Annotated in this window: 25 protein-coding genes and 1 riboswitch; of the genes, 11 read left to right on the top strand and 14 right to left on the bottom strand. The window is 63.9% G+C overall.

Annotation, left to right across the window (positions count from 1 at the left end):
* The first annotated feature begins 37 nt into the window (after positions 1 to 37).
* The gene (locus QN084_RS08060) at positions 38 to 1249 is read left to right on the top strand and encodes a glutamate--cysteine ligase 2 (protein ID WP_021474069.1); all 1212 of its coding nucleotides are present in this window, start codon (positions 38 to 40) and stop codon (positions 1247 to 1249) included.
* A 54-nt stretch (positions 1250 to 1303) separates the two neighbouring features.
* Here the strand turns inward: QN084_RS08060 and QN084_RS08055 are convergent, their stop codons facing one another.
* The 4 genes from QN084_RS08055 to QN084_RS08040 are packed head-to-tail and all read right to left on the bottom strand — an operon-like array spanning position 1304 to position 3801.
* Positions 1304 to 1906: a hypothetical protein gene (locus QN084_RS08055; protein WP_021474070.1), complete on the bottom strand. Its 603-nt coding sequence runs from the start codon at positions 1904 to 1906 to the stop codon at positions 1304 to 1306.
* 9 nt (positions 1907 to 1915) lie between these two features.
* Entirely contained in the window at positions 1916 to 3124 is a 1209-nt protein-coding gene (locus QN084_RS08050; RefSeq protein WP_021474071.1) for an O-succinylhomoserine sulfhydrylase, read from the bottom strand.
* 3 nt (positions 3125 to 3127) lie between these two features.
* The gene (locus tag QN084_RS08045) at positions 3128 to 3538 is read right to left on the bottom strand and encodes a rhodanese-like domain-containing protein (protein ID WP_021474072.1); all 411 of its coding nucleotides are present in this window, start codon (positions 3536 to 3538) and stop codon (positions 3128 to 3130) included.
* Positions 3535 to 3801, bottom strand: coding sequence for a DUF1737 domain-containing protein (locus QN084_RS08040; RefSeq protein ID WP_021474073.1), 267 nt, complete (start codon positions 3799 to 3801; stop codon positions 3535 to 3537). Before QN084_RS08040 ends, QN084_RS08045 begins: the two co-directional genes overlap by 4 nt.
* A 12-nt stretch (positions 3802 to 3813) precedes the next feature.
* A riboswitch (SAM riboswitch) is annotated at positions 3814 to 3927 on the bottom strand.
* A 166-nt stretch (positions 3928 to 4093) separates the two neighbouring features.
* Between QN084_RS08040 and QN084_RS08035 the strand changes: the two genes are divergently transcribed.
* The 4 genes from QN084_RS08035 (at position 4094) to QN084_RS08020 (ending at position 8584) form a co-directional block, all read left to right on the top strand.
* Positions 4094 to 5422 carry an NtaA/DmoA family FMN-dependent monooxygenase gene (locus QN084_RS08035; protein ID WP_062098211.1) on the top strand — a complete coding sequence of 443 codons (1329 nt, stop codon included), beginning with the start codon at positions 4094 to 4096 and terminating at the stop codon, positions 5420 to 5422.
* 2 nt (positions 5423 to 5424) lie between these two features.
* Positions 5425 to 6978, top strand: a complete 1554-nt coding sequence (locus QN084_RS08030; RefSeq protein ID WP_069696793.1) for an aromatic amino acid ammonia-lyase — start codon at positions 5425 to 5427, stop codon at positions 6976 to 6978.
* On the top strand, positions 6972 to 8033 hold the full coding sequence (locus QN084_RS08025; RefSeq protein ID WP_069696792.1) for a PLP-dependent cysteine synthase family protein: 1062 nt from the start codon (positions 6972 to 6974) through the stop codon (positions 8031 to 8033). Before QN084_RS08030 ends, QN084_RS08025 begins: the two co-directional genes overlap by 7 nt.
* Positions 8034 to 8101: 68 nt before the next feature.
* Positions 8102 to 8584 (top strand): carboxymuconolactone decarboxylase family protein, encoded by a 483-nt coding sequence (locus QN084_RS08020; protein WP_069696791.1) that lies wholly within the window; start codon positions 8102 to 8104, stop codon positions 8582 to 8584.
* A 213-nt stretch (positions 8585 to 8797) separates the two neighbouring features.
* On the opposite strand, the gene QN084_RS08015 is transcribed toward QN084_RS08020, so the two are convergent.
* Complete coding sequence (locus tag QN084_RS08015; RefSeq protein ID WP_031217070.1) at positions 8798 to 10300, bottom strand: amino acid permease; 1503 nt, start codon at positions 10298 to 10300, stop codon at positions 8798 to 8800.
* Positions 10301 to 10594: 294 nt separating this feature from the next.
* Positions 10595 to 11536, bottom strand: coding sequence for an aminodeoxychorismate lyase (locus QN084_RS08010; protein ID WP_069696790.1), 942 nt, complete (start codon positions 11534 to 11536; stop codon positions 10595 to 10597).
* A gap of 84 nt (positions 11537 to 11620) precedes the next feature.
* Here QN084_RS08010 and cls point away from each other — a divergent pair, with 84 nt between their 5' ends.
* The gene (gene cls, locus QN084_RS08005) at positions 11621 to 13093 is read left to right on the top strand and encodes a cardiolipin synthase (protein WP_069696789.1); all 1473 of its coding nucleotides are present in this window, start codon (positions 11621 to 11623) and stop codon (positions 13091 to 13093) included.
* A 52-nt stretch (positions 13094 to 13145) separates the two neighbouring features.
* Here cls and pabB read toward each other — a convergent pair whose 3' ends face one another.
* The 5 genes from pabB to uriH all read right to left on the bottom strand — a co-directional run bounded on the left by pabB (position 13146) and on the right by uriH (position 19411).
* Entirely contained in the window at positions 13146 to 15257 is a 2112-nt protein-coding gene (gene pabB, locus QN084_RS08000; protein WP_069696788.1) for an aminodeoxychorismate synthase component I, read from the bottom strand.
* Entirely contained in the window at positions 15254 to 15826 is a 573-nt protein-coding gene (locus tag QN084_RS07995; protein ID WP_069696787.1) for a low molecular weight protein-tyrosine-phosphatase, read from the bottom strand. Before QN084_RS07995 ends, pabB begins: the two co-directional genes overlap by 4 nt.
* A 179-nt stretch (positions 15827 to 16005) precedes the next feature.
* Entirely contained in the window at positions 16006 to 16953 is a 948-nt protein-coding gene (locus QN084_RS07990) for a ribokinase (RefSeq protein ID WP_069696786.1), read from the bottom strand.
* Positions 16950 to 18383, bottom strand: coding sequence for a uridine transporter UriT (gene uriT / locus QN084_RS07985; RefSeq protein WP_062098199.1), 1434 nt, complete (start codon positions 18381 to 18383; stop codon positions 16950 to 16952). The genes QN084_RS07990 and uriT overlap by 4 nt, the downstream gene beginning before the upstream one ends.
* The gene (gene uriH, locus QN084_RS07980) at positions 18383 to 19411 is read right to left on the bottom strand and encodes a uridine-preferring nucleoside hydrolase UriH (protein ID WP_021474086.1); all 1029 of its coding nucleotides are present in this window, start codon (positions 19409 to 19411) and stop codon (positions 18383 to 18385) included. The genes uriT and uriH overlap by 1 nt, the downstream gene beginning before the upstream one ends.
* Positions 19412 to 19609: 198 nt before the next feature.
* Here uriH and QN084_RS07975 point away from each other — a divergent pair, with 198 nt between their 5' ends.
* A complete protein-coding gene (locus QN084_RS07975) occupies positions 19610 to 20644 on the top strand; it encodes a LacI family DNA-binding transcriptional regulator (RefSeq protein ID WP_069696785.1) in 1035 nt (344 codons plus the stop codon).
* 6 nt (positions 20645 to 20650) lie between these two features.
* Here QN084_RS07975 and QN084_RS07970 read toward each other — a convergent pair whose 3' ends face one another.
* Positions 20651 to 21274 (bottom strand): LysE family transporter, encoded by a 624-nt coding sequence (locus QN084_RS07970; protein WP_069696784.1) that lies wholly within the window; start codon positions 21272 to 21274, stop codon positions 20651 to 20653.
* Positions 21275 to 21323: 49 nt separating this feature from the next.
* Here QN084_RS07970 and QN084_RS07965 point away from each other — a divergent pair, with 49 nt between their 5' ends.
* The 4 genes from QN084_RS07965 to QN084_RS07950 all read left to right on the top strand — a co-directional run bounded on the left by QN084_RS07965 (position 21324) and on the right by QN084_RS07950 (position 24143).
* On the top strand, positions 21324 to 22397 hold the full coding sequence (locus tag QN084_RS07965) for a DNA polymerase IV (protein WP_069696783.1): 1074 nt from the start codon (positions 21324 to 21326) through the stop codon (positions 22395 to 22397).
* A 279-nt stretch (positions 22398 to 22676) separates the two neighbouring features.
* Positions 22677 to 23087 carry a hypothetical protein gene (locus QN084_RS07960; RefSeq protein ID WP_139126925.1) on the top strand — a complete coding sequence of 137 codons (411 nt, stop codon included), beginning with the start codon at positions 22677 to 22679 and terminating at the stop codon, positions 23085 to 23087.
* Positions 23088 to 23116: 29 nt separating this feature from the next.
* Positions 23117 to 23695: a hypothetical protein gene (locus QN084_RS07955; RefSeq protein ID WP_021474090.1), complete on the top strand. Its 579-nt coding sequence runs from the start codon at positions 23117 to 23119 to the stop codon at positions 23693 to 23695.
* Positions 23696 to 23702: 7 nt separating this feature from the next.
* Entirely contained in the window at positions 23703 to 24143 is a 441-nt protein-coding gene (locus QN084_RS07950; RefSeq protein ID WP_128397104.1) for a hypothetical protein, read from the top strand.
* Positions 24144 to 24189: 46 nt separating this feature from the next.
* Here QN084_RS07950 and QN084_RS07945 read toward each other — a convergent pair whose 3' ends face one another.
* Both QN084_RS07945 and QN084_RS07940 read right to left on the bottom strand, forming a co-directional pair.
* Positions 24190 to 25170 carry an aldo/keto reductase gene (locus QN084_RS07945; RefSeq protein ID WP_062098194.1) on the bottom strand — a complete coding sequence of 327 codons (981 nt, stop codon included), beginning with the start codon at positions 25168 to 25170 and terminating at the stop codon, positions 24190 to 24192.
* Positions 25171 to 25201: 31 nt separating this feature from the next.
* Positions 25202 to 26458, bottom strand: coding sequence for an RNA polymerase sigma factor (locus QN084_RS07940; RefSeq protein ID WP_021474092.1), 1257 nt, complete (start codon positions 26456 to 26458; stop codon positions 25202 to 25204).
* Positions 26459 to 26461: the final 3 nt, after the last annotated feature.

Raw genomic sequence — 26461 nt, 5'->3', positions numbered from 1 at the left:
TTTGCGGCCGCGGCTATCGTGGGGCGCAAAATGGAGCATGCGTACTTTCGGGGTGGAGGAGGAGCTGCTCATCGTCGATCCCGTGACGGGTCAACCTCTGGCCCTCGCGGATGCGTTGATCAGCGGAAGAGGGCAACAGGACGGGACTTCCGAGGGCGACGGTTCAGGGCTCAGCCACGAACTAAAGCTGGAACAGATCGAGACCCAGACCCGGCCCTGCCATAGCTACGACGAATTGCTGCATCAGATCAGGCGGGGCCGGGCCTTGGCAGACCAGGCCGCCCGCAAGCACGGGGCCCGCGTAGCCGCACTTGCCACTTCGCCCCTCGCTTCCACCCCGCACACGACGCCCAACCCCAGGTACGCGGAGATGCTGGAGCGTTTTGGACTCACGGCGTACGAACAGCTGACGTGCGGCTTCCACGTGCACACCTCGTTGGAATCGCCTGAGGAAGGCGTCGTAGTCCTGGACCACATCCGGGACAAGCTCGCTGTCCTGACCGCCATCAGCGCCAATTCTCCCTACTGGCGCGGACAGGCCACCGGCTTTGACAGCTACCGGACCCAGGCCTGGAACCGCTGGCCAACGTCCGGGCCGTCCGCTGTGTTCGGTTCCCTGACCTCCTATCGGCGTATGGTCAAGCGGCTGTTGGAGACGGGCGTGCTGCTGGATGAGGGCATGATCTACTTTGACGCCCGCCTCTCCCGGGACCACCCCACAGTGGAGGTCCGGGTTGCCGACGTCTGCCTGCGTTCGGAGGATGCGGCCTTGATTGCCGTGCTGGTGCGGGCTTTGGTGGAGACGGCCACCCGGGAGATGCTCGACGGCGTTGAACCCGCCTCGGTGCCGACGGCGTTGTTGCGCATGGCCAGTTTCCAAGCCAGCAACATGGGTTTGCGCGGTGACCTTCTTGACTTTGGCGAATTCCGTCCCGAACCGGCCACAAGCGTGGTGTGGGCGTTGATGGAGTACTTGACCCCCGTGTTGGCCGAGCAGGGCGAACTGGAACTGGTGAAAGCAGGCTTAGCGGACATCCTGAAGCGCGGAAACGGCGCCCATCAGCAACGGGAAGCTGCGGCACGCTTCAACAGCCGCCAACGGGATGGCCAAAGCCCCGCAGGGAGTCCGCCCAGTGTAGAGGCGTTGGGTGCCGTGGTGGGGCATGCCGTCAAAGTCACCGTCTCCGGCACACCGGGAGGTGCCATCAAGGATCCCGATCCCGTGCTGGCACGCGTCCGCCGGGCCTAGGAACTCCGCACTACGGGACCTCAGCCAACCGCGGGAACTCAGCACTGCGGGAACTCAACCAACCGCGGGGTCGCCCGCGGGAGGCTCCGGATCCCACACCATCAGGTACCCTCCCACAGTCGCCTCCGTAACGTAGAAGACGAACGGCGGAATGTCCTTGGCCTTGAGCAGGATGCCGGCGAAAAGTACCGCAGCACTGCTGGCCGTCAGCCCCACCCAGCGCTCTGCCGGCGATCGCAGCAAGCCGGTGCCGAGGGCGGCCAGGCCGGCGATGTGCAGCCATGAGTAGCCCAGGAACGGAACATTCGAGCCGCGACGATACGCAAACCGTTCAAGGTCCGACGCCCTCCGGGACAGGCTGTACACAAACAGCGGAGCTCCGGCCAGGAGCGCCGCAGCCGAGGCCTCTACCCAGTGCTTGGCCTTGGCGTCAGGCATGGCCCGTGCCAAGGCGGCGAATCCAATCGGCACGGCCGCGGTCCCGGCTGCGGCCACGTGGTGGCCGGTCACCCATCCCCGCTCACCCCGCAGAAGCAGCCTCAAACGCTCGGCCGGATCGTGGGTGGTATAGACGCGGGGCACCGGAGATATTCCCGCCAGCCACACGACCGAACCCGCAACAATGACAGCCCCCGCGCGGCGGTATGGATGCCTCATGGCATGAGATTAGACCTGTTTGAGGGCCTTCTCCAGATCCAGGATGAGGTCGTTGACGTCCTCGAGCCCAACGGACAACCGGACCACGCCGTCGGAGAGCCCGATGGCTGCACGGCCTTCGGGTCCCATGGCCCTGTGGGTGGTGGTAGCCGGGTGGGTAATGAGCGACTTCGAGTCGCCCAGGTTGTTGGAGATGTCGATGACCCGCAACCCGTCGAGCAAAGCGAACGCGGCTTCCTTGGCGGAGCGGCCGGACGACGGCGAAAGCTCGAACGTCAACACGGTACCGCCGGCCTTCATCTGCTTGGCGGCCAGCTCATACTGCGGGTGGGATGTGAGCAAGGGGTATTTGACCCAGTTGATCGCAGGCTGATCTTCCAGCCATTCGGCAATCTTCAGCGCAGAGGCGGAACTGTGGTTCACCCGCAGGCCCATGGTCTCCAGGCCCTTGGTCAGCACCCACGCGTTGAACGCGGACAATGACGGCCCGGTGTGCCGCATGAGTTGCTTGACCGGGCCTTCGATGAACTCCTTGGTGCCCAGGATCGCGCCGCCCAGTACGCGGCCTTGGCCGTCGATGTGCTTCGTGCCGGAGTACACAATGACGTCGGCGCCGAGCTCGCCGCAGCGCTGGAGCAGGGGAGTGGCAAAGACGTTGTCCACCACCACTGTTGCCCCGGCGGCGTGCGCGAGCTCGCTGACGGCTGCGATGTCCACGATCTCCTGCATCGGGTTGGAGGGGGACTCGAAGAACACCGCGGTGGTGGGCTCGGAGAGGGCAGCGCGCCACTGGTCCAGGTCGGGGCCGTCTACGAACACGGTCTCCACGCCCCACCGCGGCAGGATCTCGTTGAGGATCACGAAGCAGGAGCCAAAGAGCGAGCGGGCGGCAACCACCCGGTCGCCGGCGCCCAGCAAGGCACCAAGGGCGGTGAAGACTGCGGACATGCCCGACGCCGTCGCGAAGCAGGCTTCGGTGCCTTCAAGGAGACGCAGCCGCTCCTGGAAGGTGGCAACGGAGGGGTTGCCGTAGCGGGAGTAGACGAAGCGTTCGTCTTCCCCGGTGAAGGCGCGCTCGGCAGCTGCCGCCGACTCGTAGACAAAGCCGGAGTTGAGGAAGACGGGCTCCGCCGTTTCCTGGAAATTGGTGCGGTCAAGGCCACCGCGAACGGCTTGGGTGTCTGGATTCCAGCCGGCGGCGTCAGGGTTGAAAGTCACTTCTTATTCGTTTCCAAGGTTGGTTGGCAGGCCGCGGTTTTTCCAGCCGTTGACGGTCCGTTCGCCGTAACGGTCCGGTTCACCTTCGAAGCCTTCGAGGACGTTGTAGGCGGTGAAACCTGCCTGGGTTGCGGCGATGGCCGCAGCAATGGAGCGCTGGCCGGACCGGCAAAGGAACACAAGCTCAACGCCGTCTCCCTCGGGTGCCTGTTGCTGCAGGTCTTCGATGAAGCGGGAGTTCGGGACGCCGCCTGCAAGGTTCCACTGGATGAACAGGGGATCGTTTTCCGTGGCCTTGGTGTCGGGGATGCCGATGTGGGCCCACTCGCCCTCGGTGCGGACGTCCACCAGGATGGCACCGTCCTGCAGCTTCGCCCAGGCATCCTGCGGGGTCAGGTCTCCGGCGTAGCTCATGCGTGGCCCTCGAATGCTGCCTCGTCCTCGTAGTTCTCCAGCTCATCCACGGCATTGGCCACGGCGGCATCCGCGCTGGCGACGGCGGCAGGCAACACCACTGCCTGTGCCACGATGACGTCCGTTCCGTTGAAGGTGGCCGACGGGCTGCCATGCAGGACGTAGCCTTCAGCGAGGGCGTTGCTGATCCGTTCGCAGAAGTCCCGGGTGTCCGGGCCCGTGATCAAACGGTAGGAAAGTCTCTCTTCGATGGGTTCAGGCATTAATGTGCTCCTCAGTCACGCTTGCAGTTCGAAGTGTCGAATACGCCGAGTAGTCACCTGAGGCACCCCGCCGCGGGAGAGGGTTGCCGACCAGCAAGTCAGGGCTTGGCGCTGGTACTCATTACTCAAGAAGAAAATAACATCCGCGGCCGTTGCGACGCATGTGGCGGGTGTCCCGCCGTCGTCATGTTGCGTAACCGGACCGGCCGCCGGGACTGGACCATTTAAGACGTCACGGGAGCATAATTGACGCAATACGACCCCCTGTAACTTCGCATGAAATCAGGTCGCGGTGAACGGACAGAGCAGTTCTACACTCAAGCCCATGCTGCATTTCGGATGGTTCGTGGGCCATGGATTCGGTGTCCAGGGCTGGGGGACTCCCGGCTACAGCCTTGGCTATGACTGGAAGAAGCCTGCGCTCTACCAGGAGGCGGTCAGGGCTTTTGAACGGTCGGGGCTGGACCTGTTCATCATCGAAGATTCACTCACCGTCCCGGACACGTACGGCGGCACCGCGGAAGTGTCGCTCGCGCACGCGTCCTTCGCTCCGAAGCACGATCCCTTGGCCCTGGTGCCGTACCTGCTGTCCGCGACGGAACACCTCGGCATTGTGCCCACCATCAGCGCGTCCTTCTACCCGCCTTTCACCGCGGCCAGGCTCCTTGCCACCCTGCAGCATTTCTCCGAGGGCCAACTCGGCTGGAACGTGGTGACCTCCGGCAGCGACCTCGCCGCGCAGAATTACGGACTGGACCAGCAGATCGAGCACGACCTGCGTTACGAGAAGGCGGAGGAATTCGTCGACGTCGTCCGGCGGCTTTGGCGGAGCTGGGAACCGGACGCCGTGCTGGAGGACGTGGAGGCAGGCCGGTTTGCGGACCACACCAAAGTCCATCCCATCAACCACGACGGGCAGTTTTTCAAGGTCCGGGGTCCGCTGAATACGGCACCCCTTCCCGAGGAACCGGTGTTGGTTCAGGCCGGCGCATCGCCGAGGGGCAAAGCGTTCGCGGGCGGCCACGCCGACGTCGCCATCGCCCTGGCCCGCGGGGTAGACGGGATGAAGGCCTACCGCGATTCCATCCGTGCCGAAGCCGCCAATGCCGGGCGGAATCCCGACGACGTCAAGGTACTTTTTGTCCTCAAGCCCACCGTGGTGGGGTCTGCTGCGGAGGGGGAGGAACTGCGGGCACGGCGCAAGGAACTGACCCAGCGCGACATCGACAGCCAGCTCAACTCGATCTCCTACCTTTCGGTGATCGACTTCAAGCAATTCGACCTCGATCAGCCCCTCCCCGAGCTGAGCACCAACAGTAACCAAGGAACGCTGGAACACTTCGCCAAAGCTGCTCCTCCCGGGTCCACGCTGCGGCAGATCCTGCAGGCCCGCAGCGGCGGCGCCGGTGATTCGATCATCGGGACCGCCGGAGAGATCGCCGACTACCTAGAGGAGACGGGCGAGGCCGTGGGCGGTGACGGCTTCCTGTTTTCCGGGTTCGTCGATCCGGTGACGGTGCATGGGGTCCTGGACAAACTGACTCCCGAACTTCGTCGCCGCGGCCTGCTGAGGAAAAGCTATGGCAACGGCGGTTTCCGGCAGAATCTCCTGGATTTCTGACCATGTTTCCGGAGTCGAAGGTGCTGCTGATCGGGACGGCGCCAGTGCATGCAGAAAGCATCGCCATGGCGGCGGCGGACGACTCCTGCCACGTGAAACTCAACCATGATGCCCTGACTTTGATCGGCCGTTCACGGGAAGTCGTGGAGCACGTGGCGGCCTCCGGCGAGCGGGTTTACGGCCTCAACACCCTCCTGGGGTCCGGCCGCGATACCGCTGTTGAGGAAGGCTCCATCCTTGCCTACCAAGTGCAGGTGGTCAGGTACCACAACAGCGGGGTGGGACCCTACCTGAGCCGCGCCGAAGCACGTGCCGTGATCCTCGCCCGCCTGGTCGGATTCAGTCGCGGCGGCTCCGGCGTCCGGCCCGAAACAGCCCGCTTCTACGCCGACCTCCTGAACCGTGGCGTCCACCCCGCCATCCCGGCCGAAGGTTCGGTGGGCTCTTCCGACCTCACCCAACTGGCCGCCGTCGCCGCCGTCGCGATCGGTGAGGGAGAAGCGCTTGACGCGTCCGGCGTCCTGGTGCCCGGCGCCAAGGCCCTCGCGGACGCCGGACTTCAGCCCCTCACGCTCCACGCCGGTGAGGCCTTGGCCCTCGTCAGCGCCAATGCCTATTCGGTAGGTGCCGGCACCCTCGCCTTGCTGAGGTTGCGGCATGTGGCCCGGCTTGCGGACGTCGCGCTCGCCCTCTCCCTGGAAACCATCGCAAGGTACGACGGCGGCGGCGACCTCAGCCCCTTCTCGCCGGCTATCCAATCGGCCAAGGCCGTGGACGGCCAACGGGAATCGGCCGCCGCCGTCCGCCGCCTGTTGAGCGGCGGGTGGCTGGAAGATGTACGGCCGGAAGTTTCCGTGCAGGACCCCCTGTCCTTCAGGGCTGCGCCTCAGACGCACGGGGCGTTCAGGGCCTCGGTGGGGCAGTTGGCGGCAGCGTTGGACGTGGAATTGAACGGCAGGGGTGACAATCCGCTGGTGGACCTCGAATCGGGGCAGATGGTCTCCGGGGGCAACTTCCAGCCGATGCAGCTGGCGTTGGCCTTCGAGGGCTTGCGCTTGGCGCTCGCCCACGTGGGCATTCCGAGTGAACGCAGGATCGCCAAGCTCTACCCGCCGCAGCGTGCCATCCGGGCGAAGCATCTTGCCGCCGCGGCCGGGTCCGGCCTGGTGCAGGAAGAGTTGCCGGGGCTGCTGTGGTACTCGGCGGCCGGGCTCCTCGCCGAACTGAAATTCCTGGCAGCGCCGGCCACCCTTGGCGCACCCACCTTGTCCGCCGACGTCGAAGACCATTCAACCCTCGCGCCGCTCGCCCTGCAGCAACTGGTGAAATCCGTGGACGCCGTGGAGAAGCTGCTCGCCATTGAGGCCCTGACGGCGTCCTATCTGCTGCTCGAAGCGGGAGCTGCGCAGCCGCTGGGCAAGGGGACCGCCGCCGTCGTTGGCCGCCTTGCCGACGTCCTTGCAGACCGGCCGTCCGCCCCGGAACTGGTGGAGCACGCGCGGCGGGAGCTTCGGATTGTTGTTGACGGACTCCGGCAAGGTGGAAACGAATGGTGACGACGGCACATCGGAAGCACGGCGCGCATGCTGCAACGGTCCCTCCCGATGCGTTGGACGCCTCCGTGCTGGAGAGGGTAGGGAACACCCCGCTGGTGAAGCTCGAAGCCCTGGGCCGCGGGTTGGGCAGCAGCATCCACATTAAGCTTGAGTCGGAGAATCCCGGCGGATCCATCAAGGACCGGACGGCCTTGAGCATGGTCCGGGCAGCCGAACGGTCCGGCGAGTTGAAGCCCGGGGCCACCATCGTGGAGAGTACGTCGGGCAATACGGGGATCGGCCTCGCGCTGATCGGGCGGCTCACCGGGCATCCGGTGGTGGTGGTCACCGGCGACACCATTTCCTCGGAAAAACTCGCCGCCTTGCACAGCTACGGTGCGCGGGTGATCCTGACCGATTGGAGTGCGCCGTCCGAATCCCCGGAGAACGCCCGGGCCGTGGCTGCACGCGTTGTGGAGGGGACCCCCGGAGCTTGGCGTCCCATGCAGTTCGACAACCCGGCCAACCCCCTGGCGCATTACCGGACCACGGGACCGGAAATCTGGGAACAGACCGGGGGCGCCGTAACCCACTTCGTGGCGGGCATCGGCACTGGCGGGACCATCAGCGGCAACGGGCGGTACTTGAAGGAACGGGTGGCGAAGGAGCGGCCGGGCGGGCACGTAGAAGTGGTGGGCGCCGATCCCTACGGCTCCGCCTACAGCGGTGGCCATCCCGGCGAAATCCTGGTGGATGGCGTGGGGAACTCATGGCCGGCCGCGGAGTGGCCCAAGATCTTCGACCGCTCGATCGTTGACCGATTCCTCCGCATCCCCAACGACGAGGTCTACACAGTGGTGCACCGGCTTCTTGACGAAGAGGGCCTGTCCTTGGGGCCGTCGTCGGGACTCACTGTGGCAGCGGCCTTGCGGGTGGCCAGGGCGGCGCCCCATGGTTCGGTGGTGGTGGCGATAGCCCCCGACGCCGGCACGAACTACCTCAGCAAAGCCTTCAACCCGCAGTGGCTGGCTGAGAACCACATCCGCCTCGCGGTGGACATCGTCCCCGGCGAGTGATCCCTCTATCACGTCCCGCCGGGTTTTGGGCGGCGCTCTATCACGTCCCGTTGCGCTAGGCTCCAAGCATGCCCGAACAGGAGACAACGCCGCGCCTCGCCGGCTATCTGGACAAGCAACAGCCGGACCTCTACGCCACGTTGACGCACTACTCGCAGCAGTTAGTGGATGAAGCCGACCGGGTGGGGATTCCGCGGAAGACCTTGGAACTCATCAACTACCTGTGTTCGCAAATCAACGGATGCGCGTTTTGCCTGGACCTTCATCAACGGCGGGCCTTGAAGTACGGAGAGACGGAGCAGCGGTTGTCCCTGGTTGCCGTCTACAGGGAAGTGGGGCTGTTCGAGGCCGCAGAGGTCCTGGCCATGAAGATTGCCGAGCAGATCACCCGAATGAGCACCTCCAGGCCCAGCGCCGAGCTCTTCGCTGAAGCCCGGGAGCACTATTCGGACGAGCAGATCAGCGTGATTTGCATGGCAGCAATCGGCATCAATGCCTTCAACAGGCTGTCCATACTGAGCGAGCATCCGGTCCGGGTGGCCAAGAAGTAGCTGTCCAGGCGTACCTCCACGACCCTCTTTGGGCTCACTAGGCGCCGCTAGGCCGGGTTTTCCCGGCGTGTTGGGCCTCCGCCGTCTCAAAGTGGGTGGTGGCGGCACACCCTGCCGAGGCTTCGAGGGCTTTTAGATAGAGATTTGCAGACGAAAGCAGCCCCCGTGCAACCAATGAAGGTTGCTCGGGGGCTGCCCTGGTTCCAAATGAGGTCAGGAGCCTACAGAGGCCTTGCCCTCGACCGCTCGGGGGAGCCGCCGGCGTCGTCCGTACTTGAAGTAGAAGACGGCGTAGCAAGCACCAACGAACGGGATGCCGAACAGCAGCGCTGCAACCTGGTTGGGATCGAAGGCGATGCCCACCAGGGACACAACGCACAGCGCAAACGCGAGGATTGGTACCAGCGGGAACAGCGGAGCGCGGTAGGGGAGCGAGGAGAGGTCGCCGCCGTTCCGTACGAAGGTCCGCCGGTAAACGAAGTGCGAGGCCACGATGGACATCCAAACGCCCACGGTTGCGAAGCCCGCAACAGAGACCAACACAAGGTAAACAGTGGCGGGTGCCACGACGCTGCTGATCAACGATGCCAGCCCGCCCAGCATGCTGACGCAGAGTGCGACCATGGGGATACCGCGCTTGGTGAGTTTTCGGAACGCCTTGGGCGCATGGCCCTCGTCGGCGAGGGAGAACAGCATCCGCGCACAGGAGAAGAGGCCGCAGTTGCCGGCGGACAACAACGCTGTGATGATCACGAAGTTCATGATGTCCGCAGCGAACGGGATGCCGAGCATGGAGAACACCGTCACGAACGGGCTTTCGTCAACGCTGACCTTCTCGTAAGGGATGGTTGCTGCGATGACCAGAATCGCCCCGACAAAGAAGATCATGAGCCGGATGACCGTGGTGCGCATGGCCTTGGGGATGTTCTTGCCCGGATCCTCGGTTTCACCCGCAGCCACACCGATCAGTTCCGAACCGGAGAAGGCATAGAACACGGCCAGGCACGTTACAAAAACGCCGGTGAAGCCGTTGGGGAACAAGCCTTGGGAGGTGGTGAAGTTCTCCGTCAATGACGGGTAATCGCCCTGCGCCAGCGGGTGGAAGCCCAGCAAAGCGGCGCCGCCCAGGATGATCAGGCCGACGACGGCGGCAACCTTGATCAGCGCGAACCAGAACTCCGATTCGCCAAAGACACGCGATGAAATCGCATTGAGGGTGAAGAGGACGGCGGCGAAGATGAAGCACCAGATCCAGACGTCGACGTCCGGGAACCAGCGCTGCATGAGCAACCCGGCTGCTGTGAACTCCGATCCCAGGGCCACCGCCCAGCAGAGCCAATACAACCAGGCAGTGGCGAAACCGGTGGCGGGCCCAATGGTCCGCGCTGCATAAATGTGGAACGCGCCTGAGACGGGGAACGCAACGGCGAGCTCCCCGAGGCAGGCCATGACCAGGTAGACCACCACGGCGCCGACGAGGAAAGCGATGACGGCTCCCAGTGGTCCTGCGGTGGCGATGGTGTAACCCGAGCTGACAAACAGGCCCGAACCGATGACGCCGCCCATGGCGATCATCACCAGGTGGCGGGCACCCATGGAACGGCGAAGGCCTTCGGCGGAAGACCCTCGATCCGATGCATCAACGTCTGAAGGCCTTCTGTCCGACGACGCGTCGGTGGCCGATCCCTCGGCATGTGTTGGGGAGCTGAGTCCCATATTCCCTCCGGAAAGTTAGCCGGCAAACTCTAAAAGGTGGTGCAAGGAGGAGGTGATCCAACTAACACGAGAACAAGGTTCATCACAGGACGAAGCCCCATTTCAAGGAGGCTAAGGAAGCCGATTGGACGCGAAGGAGCGCAAAGCCTGAGCTTAAGAGTTTCTAATCAGAGCGTCATCAGAGCGATTACTTCACTTGCTGTCTGTTAGGTTCCTTGCGGGCAGCTTCCGTGCAGGCGCCTGGACCCAGGGTGCACCCCCGCTGCACCCAAGGCGCACGTCCAGGACGTGTTCCTATTCGATGCCCGCGAAAAGCTGGTTCAACTCAGCGGTCAGCTGCTTGCGGACTGCGGGCGAGCCGATTTCCTGGCCATTGATGTGGTTGACGGGCGCGATCAAGCGAATGCTCGAAATCAACCAGACAGCATCAGCATCAAAGAGGTCCTGAGGCACCAGCGGACCGTAGCCGAGCTCCCAGCCCGCTGCCTTGGCCGCCGCAAAAAGGGCGCCTTGGGACGTGCCGGGCAGGATGCCGCTGTCCAGTTGGGGCGTGATCAGGCGCCGGACCGTCTTGACGGAACCTTCGCCGTCGTCCACCGTCTCCAGGTGGGCCAGCAGCACCGTGGAGGTAGGCCCTTCAAGGACGCGGCCGTCGGTGGACGTGAAGATGGCGTCGTCCGCCCCCTGCTTGTGCGCGTAACGCAGCGCGGCCATGTTCACGGCGTAGGACAGCGTCTTGGCGCCCAGCAGCAGCCAAGGCGCCCGTTCGCCGGCCTCGGTGTCGAAACCGCGGTCAAGAAGTACGACGTCGATGCCCGTCTCGCGCTGCCGGCGACTGCCCGCGGGTGAGGGCGAAGCCTGGACCCAGCACGTGGGCGTTGCGGCGCCTTCGACGCCGCGGGTCACCAGGAGCTTGACGACGACTTCGTCTTCCTCGGGCGTTGGAGCAGGGTAGTTCGTGCGGAATTGAGCGAGGGCGGTATCGATGGCGCTGCGCCAGGCATCCTGCCCCGGAATGGCCAGATCGAGTGCCGCTGCGGAACTGCCCAAGCGGTTCAGGTGCGCCTGTACCTTGCGAGGCCTGCCTTGGACGGCGAGCAGGGATTCAAAGACTCCGTCACCGCGTGTGGCACCCAGATCCGTGGCCATGAGCTGCGGCTGGCTGGAATCGGCCACCCTGCCGTTCGGGTAGGCAGGATCAAGGAAAACGAGGACCGTTGGCGCGGGAGAAGTCATGATCCCAGCTTAGTGGCGCCCGGCAACGCGCACGGCGGATAGGCTGTGGTCACCGTTAGTTCATGAACCGTGGGGGTTTGTCGAATGCTTTTCCCTTTTCCGCTGGGCCCTGAATGGACGTGGCTTTTGGGCGTTTGGGTCATTGCGGAAGTCATCATGCGCATTGTCCTCCTGGGCATCATTCCCGGTAATCGCCGCCCCACCACGGCCATGGCCTGGCTGCTGGCCGTCTTCCTGATTCCTTCCGTGGGCTTCGTCCTGTTCCTGCTGTTCGGCAACTTCAAGCTCTCCAAACGCCGGAGGGAACAGCAGGAAGCGGTCAACCACAGGGTCCGGTCCGTCACGTCCGATCTGTCCGACCCCACGAGCGAGTACTCCGGCCCGGAATGGGTCCGTTCGGCCGGCGAGCTTAACCACCGGCTGGGTTCCTTGCCCATGGTTGACGGAAACAAAGTGGAACTCATCCCGGGCTACGAAGAGTCCATCAAGGCCATGACAGAGGCCATCCGCGGGGCCAAGAGCTACATCAACGCCGAGTTCTACATCATGAGCAGCGACTACGTGACTGATGAACTGCTGACCGAACTGGAGAACGCCACGGAACGCGGCGTCACTGTCCGGTTGCTCTTTGACCACATTGGCACGCTCCGCATCAAGGGTTACCGGCGGTTGAAGCGCAGGCTCAAAGCGAGCAAGATCCAGTGGCGGCCCATGCTTCCCCTGCTACCCATCCACGGGCAGTGGCGTCGCCCCGATCTCCGTAACCACCGCAAGATCCTGGTGATCGACGGCTTGCTGGCTTTCACCGGTTCGCAGAACCTGATTGAGCCGTCCTACAACAACCCCAAGCATCGCAAGGTGGGTCGGAAATGGGTGGAGCTCATGGCCCGCCTCGAAGGTCCGATCGTTCCGACCCTCAACGTCGTCTTCGCCACCGACTGGCTCAGCGAGACCGACGAATCCCTTGAAGACCAGTTGCGCCTTCCGGAGCAGTCGAATCCAGGACGCGTCACGGCCCAGGTGGTGCCGAGCGGTCCGGGGTTCTCAACGGAGAACAACCTTCGCCTGTTCAACACGCTGATCTATTCGGCACAGCACCGGATCTCCATTTGCAGCCCGTACTTCGTCCCTGACGATTCACTGCTCTACGCCATCACCACTGCTGCCCAACGGGGAGTTGACGTGGAGTTGTTTGTCTCGGAAAAGGGCGATCAGTTCCTGGTCCACCACGCCCAACGGTCCTACTACGAAGCACTCCTGGGCGCGGGGGTCCGCATCTACCTGTACCGGGCTCCGTACGTCCTCCACGCCAAGCACTTCACGATCGACGACGAAGTGGCGGTGCTCGGTTCCAGCAACATGGACATGCGCTCCTTCTCCTTGAACATGGAGGTCTCGGTGATGCTCCTGGGCGCCGACACCGTGAACCTCATGCGGGCCGTGGAGTCCACGTATCGCGAGGTTTCCCGTGAGCTTACCCTCGAGGATTGGGTGCACAGACCCCCTCTTGCCAAGTATGTGGACAACGTGGCCCGGCTGACGGCCACCCTCCAGTAAAAGGGCCCCGAAACGGCTCAAACGAAGCAGCCAACGGAACGCCCACGGAGGCTCAGGACGGGAATGTCGCTCCAAGGGTCGACAGAACACCGAAGGCCTTCGTGCGGATCTCGTCGTACTCGTCATCCGGCGTCGAGTCCGCAGTAACCGCCCCGCCGACCCCCAGGCTGAGCGTTCGTCCGCCGCCGCCGTCGGGGTTTATCACCAACGTGCGGATGACGACCGCCAGGTCCGTAGCGGCGTTCATCGAAAAGTAGCCGATGGCGCCGGAGTAGACGCCGCGCGGGCCTGCTTCCAAGCGGTCCAGGATGTCCATGGTGCTGATCTTCGGCGCCCCGGTCATGGAACCGGCCGGGAAGGCGGCAGCCACGGCCTCTGCCCGCGGTGCCCCGGGCCGCAGGTGGGCGTCCACGGTGCTGACCATTTGGTGGACGGTGGCGTAACTTTCGATCGCGCACAGCCTGCTCACCGTTACCGAGCCCGGCACCGCGAAGTGGTTGAGGTCGTTGCGGAGCAGGTCCACGATCATGATGTTCTCGGCGCGGTCTTTCAACGAGGTCTCAAGATCGTGCCGCAGCCGGATGTCCTCGGCGTCATCTGCCGAACGACGGCGCGTGCCCTTGATGGGTTCGGCCCGCATCCCGCCGTCGGAGGTGATCCGCAGGAAGCGTTCCGGAGACGTACTGGCAATCGCCAAGCCGCCGAACCGCAGGTAGCTCGCGAACGGGGCGGGGTTCCGGCGACGCAGGGCTTGGTAGCTTTGCCACGGGTCGAGTTCCCCCGCGGGGGCCTCGAGCGTGGTGGTGAGGCAGACCTCGTAGGAGTTTCCCTCGCTGATTTCGTGCTGCGCCTCGGTGATTTTGCGCTTGTAGTCGGTGGCCGAATCCCTGCAGGCGAACTCCGGGGAAGCGGCCGCAACGGCTTGCCCGGTGGTATCGATGGGGACACCCACGGCGCGGCGGCCGGAAACCGGGAGGCCGGAAACCGGGCGGACCGTTGCCGGGTGCACGGCAGGGTGTGCGTCAGCTGCCCCCACGGCGGCGCGGGCAACGCTGAACCATTCGTCGGCGTCGGGCGCTTCCAAAACGAGCAGCCAGACGGCGTGCTCGCGGTGGTCCAGAACCAGCGCCCGCCCGGCGAAGACCAGCGCCGCGTCCGGGGTAGCGGAGCTGACGTCGTTGCCGCCGGTTTCCCGCTTGAGCTCGTAACCGAGGTACCCCAGCCAGCCCAGCGTGAACTGGCCGTCGTATCCCTCGGGAGAGCGCACTGCCCGGCGGCCCCACACCGAGTCCAGCCAGCGGAAGAAGGGGCCGGAGCTGCGCACGGTGGCCGAGCCGGTCGTCACCCACGTAGTCCCTGAGGAGTGGCGGACAGACTGGCCGAAGGTCCCGCCGTCGTCGGCCATGATGCTGAACCGGCTGCGGGCGGCGGCCTGGGTTCCGCCGGTGATGGCGGTGTCGGCGTTGGAAGAATCGAGCCACACGGCATTCGTTGACGATCCGTAAACGTCCTGGAAGAGGGCTTCGGCGTCGGGCGCCGCGTCGATCCGTTCCGCCCGAAGCTGCAGGCCGCGTCGCGCGCTCAGCTCGGGCGAGAGCACGGCGGCCAGCGGTGCAAGGTACGTCATGGCCTGCAGCACGTGCGCGGGGGCGCTGCCGTCGGCGGGATTCTGCACGCGGATGTCCGCCGCTTCCGTCACAGGGTCAACGGCCAGCCACTCTTCTTCCTGCTGCGCCCAGGCGTCCCAGTACGGCTCGTAGCTCCCGCCGTCGCGCGCAAGGGCCCGACGACGGCGGTCCTCACCTGATGCTTCCACCCAGACGACGGCGTCGAGCATGCCGCGGGCGGCTTGGGCTGCCGCGCCGACGCCTTCAACAATAACGATTTCCGCGGGGAGCGTGACCTGGGTACGACCGTCGTAGTGCTTTTCCCAGTCCCAGCTGATCCATTCCGCGGGTTTGCCGTCGCGCAGCGGAGCAAGCACCGTTGCCACATAGCGCTCAATGCCGCTTGCCAGCCCGTTCCAGCCGGGGTAGATGTCTTCCAGATGGAACAGGGAAACTTTGTGGTGCTCCCGAAGGCGGGCGGCCAGTTCAACGGCGAGGGTGGTCTTGCCTGCGCCTGACCTCCCGTCGACAGCAATAATCACGGGGGCAGGGGTCATGACATAGAGGTTACCTGCTGGTGGTCCTCTGACCCGTCCAGCCGACCTGCTCCTTCGCGTTCGGCGATAGCCGCCTTGACGTGCTGCACGATTCCCGGGACCGCTGCCCTGATGAGGATCCACGTGTTGTCGAAGTCCGTATGGCCGCCGTACCAAGGGTCCTCGATGCCTTGGTCGAGGGAGCTGCGGCCGGCCATTGCGGGGTCGAAGCTGCGGAGCATGCGGACCCTGCCCAGTGCTTCCTTGTCCGGAGCGCCTTCCTGGAGCCAGCCGAAGTGGTCGACGTCCAGTGCCAGGATAAGGTCCCTCTCAATGAACCATTCGCGCCGCCATTCCCGTGCGATGTGGTCCTCCGACGCGATGTGCTGGGCCATCAGGACACGGGCCGCGCGGGGATCGATGGGGTGTCCCACCTCGTATCCCGTCGTCCCTGCGGAGTCCACCTCAACGAGGTGGCCGAGCCCTTCCGCTTTGAAGGCTTCGGTGAGCATGAGGGCTGCCATGGGCGAGCGGCAGATGTTCCCGGTGCAGACCGTAATGATGCGGTATGGGCTCGACGTTGAGTACATGGTGCAAGCATGATTCATGTCGCCCCGACTTGGCTAGTGGATTACTCGAATCACGTGTCACTTTCTGTGTCGAATTTGTCATATTCGGTGACTGGAGCTCGAAAATGCTCGGCCCGGCCTAACCCATGTAGGTCGCATTTGTGCGCGTTTTGAGGGCTCTAAACGCGCACAAATGCGACCTAGTTGGGAAATGGCTGGGCGGCTTGTACCTGCTCGAGGGTGGGGTACGCAGCTTGCGTGCCCTTCTTTGTCGCAGCCAGCGCAGCTGCCACCGAGGCAAACGACGCAGCCGCCACCAACGAATCGCCGGCGGCCAGACGCGCAGCCACGGCACCCGTGAAGGCGTCCCCGGCGCCGGTCGTATCCACGGCCGAGACCTGCGTTGGAGCAATGCGGGTCAGCTGCCCGCCCAGGGCCAGCGAATCCAGCACCACAGAACCCTGCGCGCCCAGGGTCACGAGCACCCGCTGCAGGCCCCGGTCCGCAAAGCGGCTCCGCACGGGCTCCCAGGCTTCCACTGCAGCGTCCGGATCCGGGATGCCGGCCTCCGAGCCCAGGAACAGTGCGGCCTCGTGGGCGTTCACCAGCAGGACGTCCGCCAATCCGGCCAACAACTCAGGCACCTCAGCGTAAGGCGACAGGTTCAGCAGTACCGCTGCTCCGGCGTCGTGCCCGGCTTGTGCGGCGGCTACCACGGTGTCGATGCCCACCTCCAGGCAGAGGCAGACGACGGCGGCGTCGCGGAACGCGTCGAAGTCCACGTCCGCGGGGGCGAGGGTGCCGTTGGCGCCAGCGGAGATGATGATGCTGTTCTCGCCGCGCGCGTCCACGGAGATCACCGCCACGCCGGTGGCCGTGTCGCAGCGCCGGACGCGGGAGACATCCACGCCGGCACCCGCGGTGGACTCGAGGAGCATCGTCCCGTTGGCGTCGTCGCCGACGGCACCGATCAGCGTCACATTCCCGCCGAGCTTGCTGGCCGCGACGGCCTGGTTGGCGCTCTTGCCGCCGGGATTCACCGCGAAGCCGTTGCCATGCACGGTCTCTCCCGGCTGGGGGAGGCGCTCGGTGTAGATGGTGAGGTCCGCATTGAGCGAACCCACGACGACGATCCCGGACCTGCTCATGCTGCTACCTCTTCGTGTTCGGCTACTTCGGCGTCGACGGGCTTGGGGATCAGCAGCGATGCGGCGAACGCGGCGAAGGTGATGGCAAAACCAACGACGACGACGGTCAGGTAGGACCCCTTCGCGTCACCCAGCGCTGAGGTAGCCACCAGGACTGCGGGAAGGACCAGGAAGCTGAGTCCGGCGCCGAGGTTGAAGGCCCCGGCGTTCATGCCCGGAAGGAAGCCCGGGTTGCCTTGCGGGGAGAGCACCACGCCCAGTCCGTTCAGCATGATGTTGACCGTACCGGCGTACATGATGCCCAGCAAGGCCGTGCCGACGATCATCATCGGCAGGTTGTTGAGGCCGAACAAGGCGATGATGGCCAAGGCCACGAGGCTGCCGACGAGGCCGATGCGAAGCACCTTTGTGTAGCCCAGGACCGGAGCCAGCCGGCCGCTGATCGGCCCGAAAAGCCAACCGAGCAGGGCGTACGGGGTAAGGATGATGAGCGACATCTCGGTGGGTCCCACGCCGAAACCCGGGTCTGCGGCCTGGACGTACGCCGGGACGATTCCGTTGATCACCGCGAAGATACCGGTCATGGTGAGCGTCGTGGTCAGCAGGGGAGCCCACGTGGAGCGCTGCCGCAGGTGCACGGTTTCCACCATCGGCTGCTTGGCGCGCTTCTCCACGGTCCAGAAGGCGAAGAACGCGACGGCGGCGACCACGGTCAGCACGACGGCGAAGGTAAGGGTTCCGGCGTCGAAGGCGGTGGCGAGTTTGGCGCCCTCGTTCAGCGCGGTCAGCAGGGCACCGACGGCGATGACGATGAAGAACACGCCGAGCCAGTCCATGGTGGTGCCGGCGGCGGGCTTGCTCTCATTGGCCAGGAAGGCAATCAGGAAAGTCGCCACGATGGCCAGGGCTACCATGAGCCAGAAGATGCTGCGGAATCCGAAGTTCTCCGCGAAGTAGCCGCCTACGAACGAGTCAACGCCCGCAACGCCACCGTTGACCGCGGTGATGAGGCCCATGAGTGCGCCGTACTTGCGGTTGTTGCTCACGGCCGAGCGAAGCATGATGAGGCACAGCGGAACGGTCGGGCCGCTGACGCCTTGGATGATGCGGCCAACGAACAGCCAGGTGACATCCGGGGCCAAGGCCGCAATGACCGAGCCCACGGCCATGAGGAGCATCATGCCGAGGAGGATCTTCTTGCGGCCCACGATGTCGCTGAGGCGGGGCAGGAACAAGGAGAAGAGGGCTGCAGCCGTGAAGAACCAGGTCTGCGACAGGCCGATGGTTGCCTGGTCGGTCTGAAGTTCGTTGCCCATGGTCACCAGCGCCGGGCTGAGCATGGACGCGTTGAGCTGGAAGGCCACGCAGGCTGCGAGCAGGGCAACCATGAGGGCTGTGACGTTGTTGCGGGTGGCGGTTGGGGTGGTCATCACTTTGCCTCTCCAGCCAGCACGGCCTCGGCAGTTTCGGCGACCAGCGCATCTGCGGAAGCGCCGCCGTCGTGCGTTGGTTCGCCAATCCGTTCAATCGCATCGATGACCAAATCCCAGAACTTGCCGTGGTCCAGGTCAACGGCAACGGATGTGTGGCAGTCCTCCGGAGCGGGCGCGCGGAAGTCGGCCACCGTCATGCCGAGCGTGAGCTTGCCCTGCAGTTCGATGTCTACGGGAACCTTGCGGGTGGTCATGACGGTGGGGTCGATGACGTAGGCAACGGCGCAGGGATCGTGCACCGGCGGGAAGTCGAAGCCTTGGGCATCCTTGTAGGTCTTCTTGAAGAATTCCATGAGCTCCAGGACGAACGTGGCAGGCTTGGTGCCGATCCTGGCGATCCGCTGGACGACCTCATCGGTAGCCAACGCCTGGTGCGTCAGGTCGAGGCCCACCATGACCACCGGCCATTTCTCGTTGAACACGATGTGTGCCGCTTCGGGGTCGATGATGATGTTGAATTCCGCCACCGCGCTCCAGTTGCCCACGTGGTAGCCGCCGCCCATCAGGACCACTTCCTTGACGCGCTCCACAATGCGCGGTTCCTTGCGGGCGGCCATGGCGATGTTGGTCAAACCAGCGGTGGGGACCAGCGTTACCGTTCCGGGCTCGTGCGCCATGACGGTTTCGATGATGAGGTCGACGGCGTGGCGCGGGTCCAGCTCGATCGCGGACTCGGGCTGTTCCGGGCCGTCCATGCCGGTTTCGCCGTGGATGCTCGGTGCGGTTTCGATGGTGCGGACCAAGGGGCGGTCGCATCCTGCGGCGAACGGGACGCCGGTGATGCCTGCGATCGTGGCAACCGAAAGTGCGTTCCGCGTGACTTTCTCGAGTGTCTGGTTGCCTACCACCGTGGTGACGGCCAGCAGCTCGATGTCCGGGTTGCCGTGAGCCAGCAGCAATGCCACTGCATCGTCATGGCCGGGGTCGCAGTCAAGAATGATCTTTTTGCGGGCTGTTATTTCCACGTCTCTCTCCACGTCATTGGGGCCTGTCCGTTGACCATGCCCCGTGACGGGGCGGCGCAGTGCCGGACAGGGTGCTCGGCATTCACGGGGAATCATGGCACTCATTGAGGGTTTACGTCAAACGCTTAACGTTTCGAGCGTCAAGCGCTTGATGCCATACGGGACAAGAATTGCCCGGATCACGGCTAGGATCGATGCATGGACAGCCACCAACAGACCCGCACGCGCGCGCCCCGCGTGACGGCTGCGATGGTGGCGGCCAAGGCAGGGGTTTCGACGGCGACCGTCTCCCTGGTTGCCAACGGCAAGACCCAAGGGCGGGTCTCCGAGGAGAACATTTCCAGGGTCCGGACTGCGATAGCTGAGCTCGGTTACGTGGTGGACAGCATCGGCAGCTCCTTGGCACGCGGTGTCAGTTCGATCGTCATCCTCGTGACGCCGGACGTGTCCAACCCCTTCTTCGCCAACGTGATTGCCGGCGTCCGCGAATCGTTGGGTGCCCAATACCAGCTGCTGCTCTCCGTGACCGACGCCGGGGAGTCACCCCAGGCTGACGACGTCCGTAAGCTGCTGGCCCTCCGACCCGCCGGACTGCTGGTCGGCGCTCCCAGCGCCGAGTTCCTGGAAGACCTTTCCGCCGGCGGTCCGCTGGTCCTGCTCGACGCCCCCGGGCTGGATTCCTGGGCGCCGTCAGTCAACCTGGATGTTGCCCAAGGCGCCCGTGAACTGGCGCGCCACCTCGCGTCATCCGGGCACACCCGGGCCGCCTATGTAGACGGCATCACGGGGACAGAGACATTCAAACTGCGCCGTGAAGCGTTTCTTGAGGAAGCTTCCCGCTGCGGGCTCACTGTCTCAGCGGACCACATCATCAGTACGTCCATCGACGTCGGTGAGGCCGCCGCTGCTTTCGCCGAAGCCTGGCCCTCCTGGCAGCGCGAGGGAGTTACCGCCGTCGTATGCGGCACCGACACCCACGCCTATGGCGTGCTGCAGGAGGCCCGTGTGGAAGGTATCCGGATCCCGGAGGAAGTGGCCGTGGCCGGCTTCGATGACCTCCCGTATTCCGCCACAAGCAACCCGTCGCTCACCAGCGTGCACCTGCCCGCGACGGACCTGGGGCGGAAAGCGGGCGAGCAGTTGCGGGCGCTGATGGAGGGGCTGGCCCTGACGGAAGCGCACGTGACGTTGGAGAGTTCGCTGGTGGTCAGGGGATCCACTGTTCCCGCGTAGCCGGAGTTAGTGGATCACTGCCAGCAGGACGCCAACCAGGACGAAGAGGCAGCCGAAGACGCGGTTCAGGATCTTCTGCCCGTGGGCGTTATGGGTAAAGCGCTGGAATGACCTCGCGGCGAGGGCAAAGAAGAACCACATGACCATGATGTCGATGACGATCACCGTGGCCGTCAGCACGACGTATTGCTGGAGCAGGGGCTCATTCGGCCGGATGAACTGCGGCATGAAAGCCAGGAAGAACACGATCGCCTTGGGGTTGAGCAGGTTCACCCAGATGCCGCGCTGGAACATGGACAGCGCGGGTTCGTTCTTCTTCTCCTCGACGGATTCCTTGTCCAGGTCCGGCTTGTGAAGGAACTGCCGGATTCCCAAATAGACGAGGTAGGCCGCCCCCGCGTAACGGATGATGTTGAAGATCAGCGGCGAATTGGACACCAGGACGCCAACGCCCAGCGCCACGATCACAATGTGGATGACCAGTGCCACTTGCTGGCCGAGGATGCCCCAAATGGAGCGGCGGAAGCCCGAGTTGAGCGAGTTGCTCATGGTGAAGATCGCCCCGGCGCCGGGAGTGAAACTGATCAGGGTGCCGGCACCAACCAAGGCCAGCCAAAGGGAAAATTGCACCAGATCAGCTTATGGTGCTTTGGCCGGGCGAGTGAGGCAGACTAATGCCGTGACCGGAATCCCGTGGGTCCTGCACGTCGATCTCGACCAGTTCATTGCAGCGGTCGAGGTACTTCGACGGCCCGAACTCGCCGGGAAGCCCCTTATCGTGGGAGGTCGAGGGGATCCGGGCGAGCGGGCTGTGGTGTCCACGGCGTCCTACGAGGCCAGGAAGTTTGGAGTAGGTTCGGGCATGCCGTTGCGCATTGCCGCCCGGAAAGTGCCCGACGCGATCATCCTCCCTGTTGACCAGGAGGCATACCTCGCCGCCTCCGAGGTCGTGATGGCCACCCTCCGGAATCAGCCCGGCGCCACGGTGCAGGTGCTGGGCTGGGATGAGGCCTTCGTCGGGGTGACCACCGATGACCCTGACGGCTACGCCAGGCAGATCCAGCAGGAGGTCCTCAAGAACACCCAATTGCACTGCAGCGTGGGCATCGGCGATACCTTGGTCCGCGCGAAGAATGCCACGGACTTCGGTAAACCGGCTGGCATCTTTCGCTTGACGGAGCAGAATTGGCTCGAGGTCATGGGGGATCGGCCCACGCGGGATTTGTGGGGAATTGGACCCAAGATTTCCAAGAGGCTCGCGGATCATGGCATTAACACAGTTAATGAACTGGCCGCTGTGGACCCGTCCAGCCTCGTGGAAGAATTCGGTCCGAAAATGGGCCCTTGGTACGCACAACTCGGCAGGGGTGAAGGTTCCAGCGAAGTTGACGATACCCCTTGGGTTGCCCGGGCGCACGGCCGGGAAACCACGTTCCAGCAGGACCTGACCGAGCCCGCTCAAATCAGCGAAGCCATCAAGGAACTTGCCGCCAGGGTTTTGGAAGACGTCGCAGCTGAGGGCCGGCCTGTGGTCGGGCTGACGCTCAAGGTCCGCTACAAACCGTTCTTCACCAAGACCTATGCACGGAAAATCCCCGAAACCTTCGACCGCGCCGAGGTCCTCGCCCAGGCCCTGGACCTGACCTCCAAGATGGAACCCGACCGGCCTATCCGCCTGCTGGGGTTGCGCGCCGAAATGGCCATGCCGGACGACGCCCGGAAGGGCCACCCGCCAACCCGCAGCGGCTGGTGAAGCCGGCGACGCTAAAGCACGACGCCGGCCTGCCGCCTACCAGCGCGGGTGTCATTCTCCAATAGCCTGAAGTCTGCCTCCAGAGCCATTAGCCATCAGCTCGGGATTAAACTCGACATATTTCGCGTCATGAACCGAAGGTTTGTGTTTCGAGGTCGTTCTCGCTTTGCCCGCGCGTGGTCGAAAGAATTAATCGTGGAAATTCAGCGAGATCGTTGATAACTTCCTTCATCAGTACTAGTCTCAGAACGGGGTTCCCACCATAACGATGGAGGGAAAATGAAAACTTCAACGTCAAAGCTGAAACCTTTCGCACTGCCTATAGTGGCGTGCTGCCTGAGTGTTTTACTAATGTTTCTGGCGCCAGCAGCGGACGCCTCATGGAATTATCGTTACTTCGATGGCGAAAGCTTTGCGAACAGTCTCTGGCGAAGTGCAACCGGCACTGACTCGGGTGGTCGTGTCTACACGGGCATGGGCGTGGCGGGGTACGGCTTTAGTAACTATCAGTACACGGCAAGCTACGACGGCGCTACGGGTTATTGGATCTCTTCTGCATCTGGCGATACGGGTAGTTGGACAAATAATTGGTCAACATTGCACTACAGCGCCTTTCAAGAGTGCTGGTGCAATTCAAACTACTCTAATCCAGGACAGCCTGCGATGACATGTGAGCAATTCCGTGATTGATGGCAAAGAAGACTTCTAAGGAGAAAACCATGAAAAGATTTTCCAAGGTGCTTTCACTAGCTTGCGTCCCGGTGGCAGGCCTGGCCATAGGCGCGTCACCCGCTATGGCTCAACAGATCACCTCTCTGGATACACCGGTGCTGGTCCCCGCGCTGGCTTTCCCTCAGGGTTTGCAGGACAAGGAAATCGCAAGGTCTATACCGGGGCAGGCTGCCGTCGACCCCGCCAGTCTTCGTCTTCTCGGAGAGGACACAAATGGCAAATATTCCGTTGCACAAGCAGAGGGCGGAACGCAGATATGCATCATCGTTCAACTGCGCGGTGTTGGCTCTGTAGGGGGATCTTCGTGCACAACGAAAGAGCAGTTCGCCCTTTCAGGCGTAAGAGTGGGCGTTCAGGAGAACGGAGGGCGGGCTGTCGTCACGCATCTCCTGCCCGCGGATGTGGATGCAACTCCCATTAAAGCCAACTCGAATTTGACCGGGAAGTTTGTAAGCAATCTCGTGGTTCAACCGAATGCTTCCCCCGGGTCAGGACAAGTTGAACTTGACCGTCTAAAAAGCAGCGCCAAGTTCAATTATTCCGCTTTGCCGTTGGCTTTTAAGTAGCAATTGGATGCAGCATTCGAAGACTTCACTAGCTGTGGTTCCAATTTTGTCATTCGCCGTTGTGCTGGCAGCCGGATATCTCGCCCTGCAATCAGAGGGCATGCTCAACGGGTATCTCTTTGACTTCACCGGCACACCTGCAGTATCTATTGCCAAGCGGTTTCCTTGGGAACTTCACGTAGCTACTATCTTAGTGTGCTTCTCGGCTACCGTCGGCTATCGAAGGCTTGCGGTCAGTGTTCGCCTAAAGGCACTCGTGTTCGTCACCTTGGTGTTGGCCTCGGTTCTCTCGATTCTGCTCTATGAAACAATCCACACAACGAGGACCAATTTATTCGCCATGGCTTTTGTTGATGGAGGCGTTTCGCCCATGACGCTGGGACTGATTGCGGCCGTCGCCTCGGACTCAATCCATAGTCGACGAGGACGAGCCCGCGGCTCGCCATAGGACATCTGTGGCGGCGACCGACTGGTGGCGCCGCCACAGCTGACGCCTACCAGCGCGGGTGGATCGCTTCGCGGAAGTAGCGGTCATAGATGTCCCGGACGCCATCAAAAAGGCTGCCTTCCAGCGAGACGGAGCCCGCCTCAGCGTTCGCGCGGGCCTGCGACGCCGACCGGGCACCCGGAATGACTGAACTGACGCCGTCTTGGGCAATCACCCAGGCGAGGGCCGCCTGTGCGGTGGTGACGCCGTCGGGAACCAACTGGCTGAACTCCTGCGCTGCCCTGACGCCGGTGGCGAAGTCGACGCCGGAGAAGGTTTCACCGACGTCGAATGCTGCGCCGGTGCGGTTGTAGTTCCGGTGGTCGTTCTCCGGGAATGTTGTTTCCGCGGTGTATTTCCCGGACAGGAGGCCGGACGCCAGCGGAACCCGTGCAATGATGCCGACCCCTGCCTCCTTGGCGGCGGGCAATACTTCGTCCAGGGGCTTGAGCCGGAAGGCGTTGAGGACGATCTGCACGGTGGCGGTGTTGCCGCGCTTGATGGCTTCGAGGGCTTCATCGGTACGTTCAACGCTGACGCCGTAATTGCGGATGACGCCTTCGCTGACCAAGGTATCCAGGGCGTCGTACACTTCGGAGTTGCTGTACACGGCTGTCGGTGGGCAGTGCAGTTGGACCAGGTCCAGGGTGTCCTGCTGGAGGTTGCGGCGGGACCGGTCGGTCCATTCGCGGAAGTTGGCCAACGTGTAGTTCTCCGGCACTTGGTCGACGCGTCGGCCCATCTTGGTAGCCACGGTGATACTAAGGTCCGGGTTGCTGCGCAGGAACCGGCCGATGAGTTGCTCGCTGCGGCCATCGCCGTACACGTCCGCGGTGTCGAAGAAGGTGACGCCGGCGTCGACGGATGCCTCAAGCACCGCCAAGGCGTCCTCTTCTGTAACGGATCCCCAGTCGGCCCCAAGTTGCCAGGTGCCCAGCCCCACGGTTGAGACGTTCCGGCCGGTCTTGCCAAGTATGCGCTGTTCCATGGTTTCGACTATATGGTGTTTGTGAGCGCTATCACCAAGTGCCCCGCGAATCCAGATCCGCCACTTTGCCCATGAGGTACCGCCTTTCCTGGAGGCTTCCCGTCTTACCGGCGGCGGCCACGTACGCGGAACGGGCTTCCCGGAACGAACCGGAAAGTTCCAGTAGATGCCCCCGTACCGAGTCCAGCCGGTGCGACTTCCCCAGTGAGGAGCCCAGTCCGTCCAGCACGGCCAGCCCCGCGGCAGGTCCGCTGACGCGTGCAACGGCAACGGCCCGGTTGAGGGTCACCACGGGACTCGGGGCCAACCCCTCAAGCACCGTGTAGAGGGCAAGGATCTGCGGCCAATCGGTTTCCGCGTCGGACGCTGCTTCGGCGTGGACGGCGGCGATTGCGGCCTGGAGTTGGTACGGCCCCGGTGCCCCGCGCCCCGGCCCACCGCGACCGAGGACCGAGGACAGCAAGGCGATGCCCTCCCCGATCTGCCCGCAGTTCCACAAGCTGCGGTCCTGATCCGCCAACGGCACGGGCATTCCGTCCGGCAAAGTCCGCGCCGCGCGCCGGGAATCCGTGAGCAGCATCAGTGAGAGCAGCCCACTTGCCTCCGGCTCGTCCGGAAGGGATTCCAGCAGCAGCCGCGTCAAGCGGATGGCTTCCGTCGTGAGGTCCTCGCGTTGCAGCGAGTCACCCGAGCTTGCCGCGTAGCCTTCGTTGAAGATCAAGTAGAGGACGTGAAGTACGACGCCGAGCCTGGCGTTCCGCTCCGCCGTCGCCGGTTGCTCGAACCTGGCGCCCGCCTTCCGGATCGCCTGCTTCGCGCGGCTGATGCGCTGTCCCATGGTGGCTTCCGGGACGAGGAACGCGGAGGCGATTTCCGCCGTCGTGAGTCCTCCTACTGCCCGGAGCGTCAAGGCGAGTTGCGACGGTGCGGAGAGAGCCGGGTGGCAGCAGAGAAACATGAGCGTGAGGGTGTCATCGGCTTCGGAAACGGGGTCCGGCAGGGAGGTGTTGGGCGGCTCCATGGCCGCTGCCTGCTCTTCCCTGCCCCGGCGGGCGCTCTCGCTGCGCCAAGCATCGATCAACCGGCGGTTGGCCACGGAGAGCAACCAGGCTTTCGGGTTGTCCGGAAGTCCGGAGGGCCACCGCAGGGCAGCCTCGATGAGTGCCTCCTGGGTGGCATCCTCGCAGGCGTCGAACTGGCCGTGCCTGCGGACAAGCGCGCCAAGGACCTGCGGCGCGAGGGTGCGCAGCAGGTCCTCAAGGTGGCTCTTCTCCGGTGGCCCGGCCATAGG

Source organism: Paenarthrobacter sp. R1 (assembly GCF_030264015.1).
GTDB classification, from domain to species: Bacteria; Actinomycetota; Actinomycetes; order Actinomycetales; family Micrococcaceae; genus Arthrobacter; species Arthrobacter ureafaciens.
The sequence above is the reverse complement of the archived record's forward strand: the minus strand, read 5'-3'. Positions and strand labels throughout refer to the sequence as shown.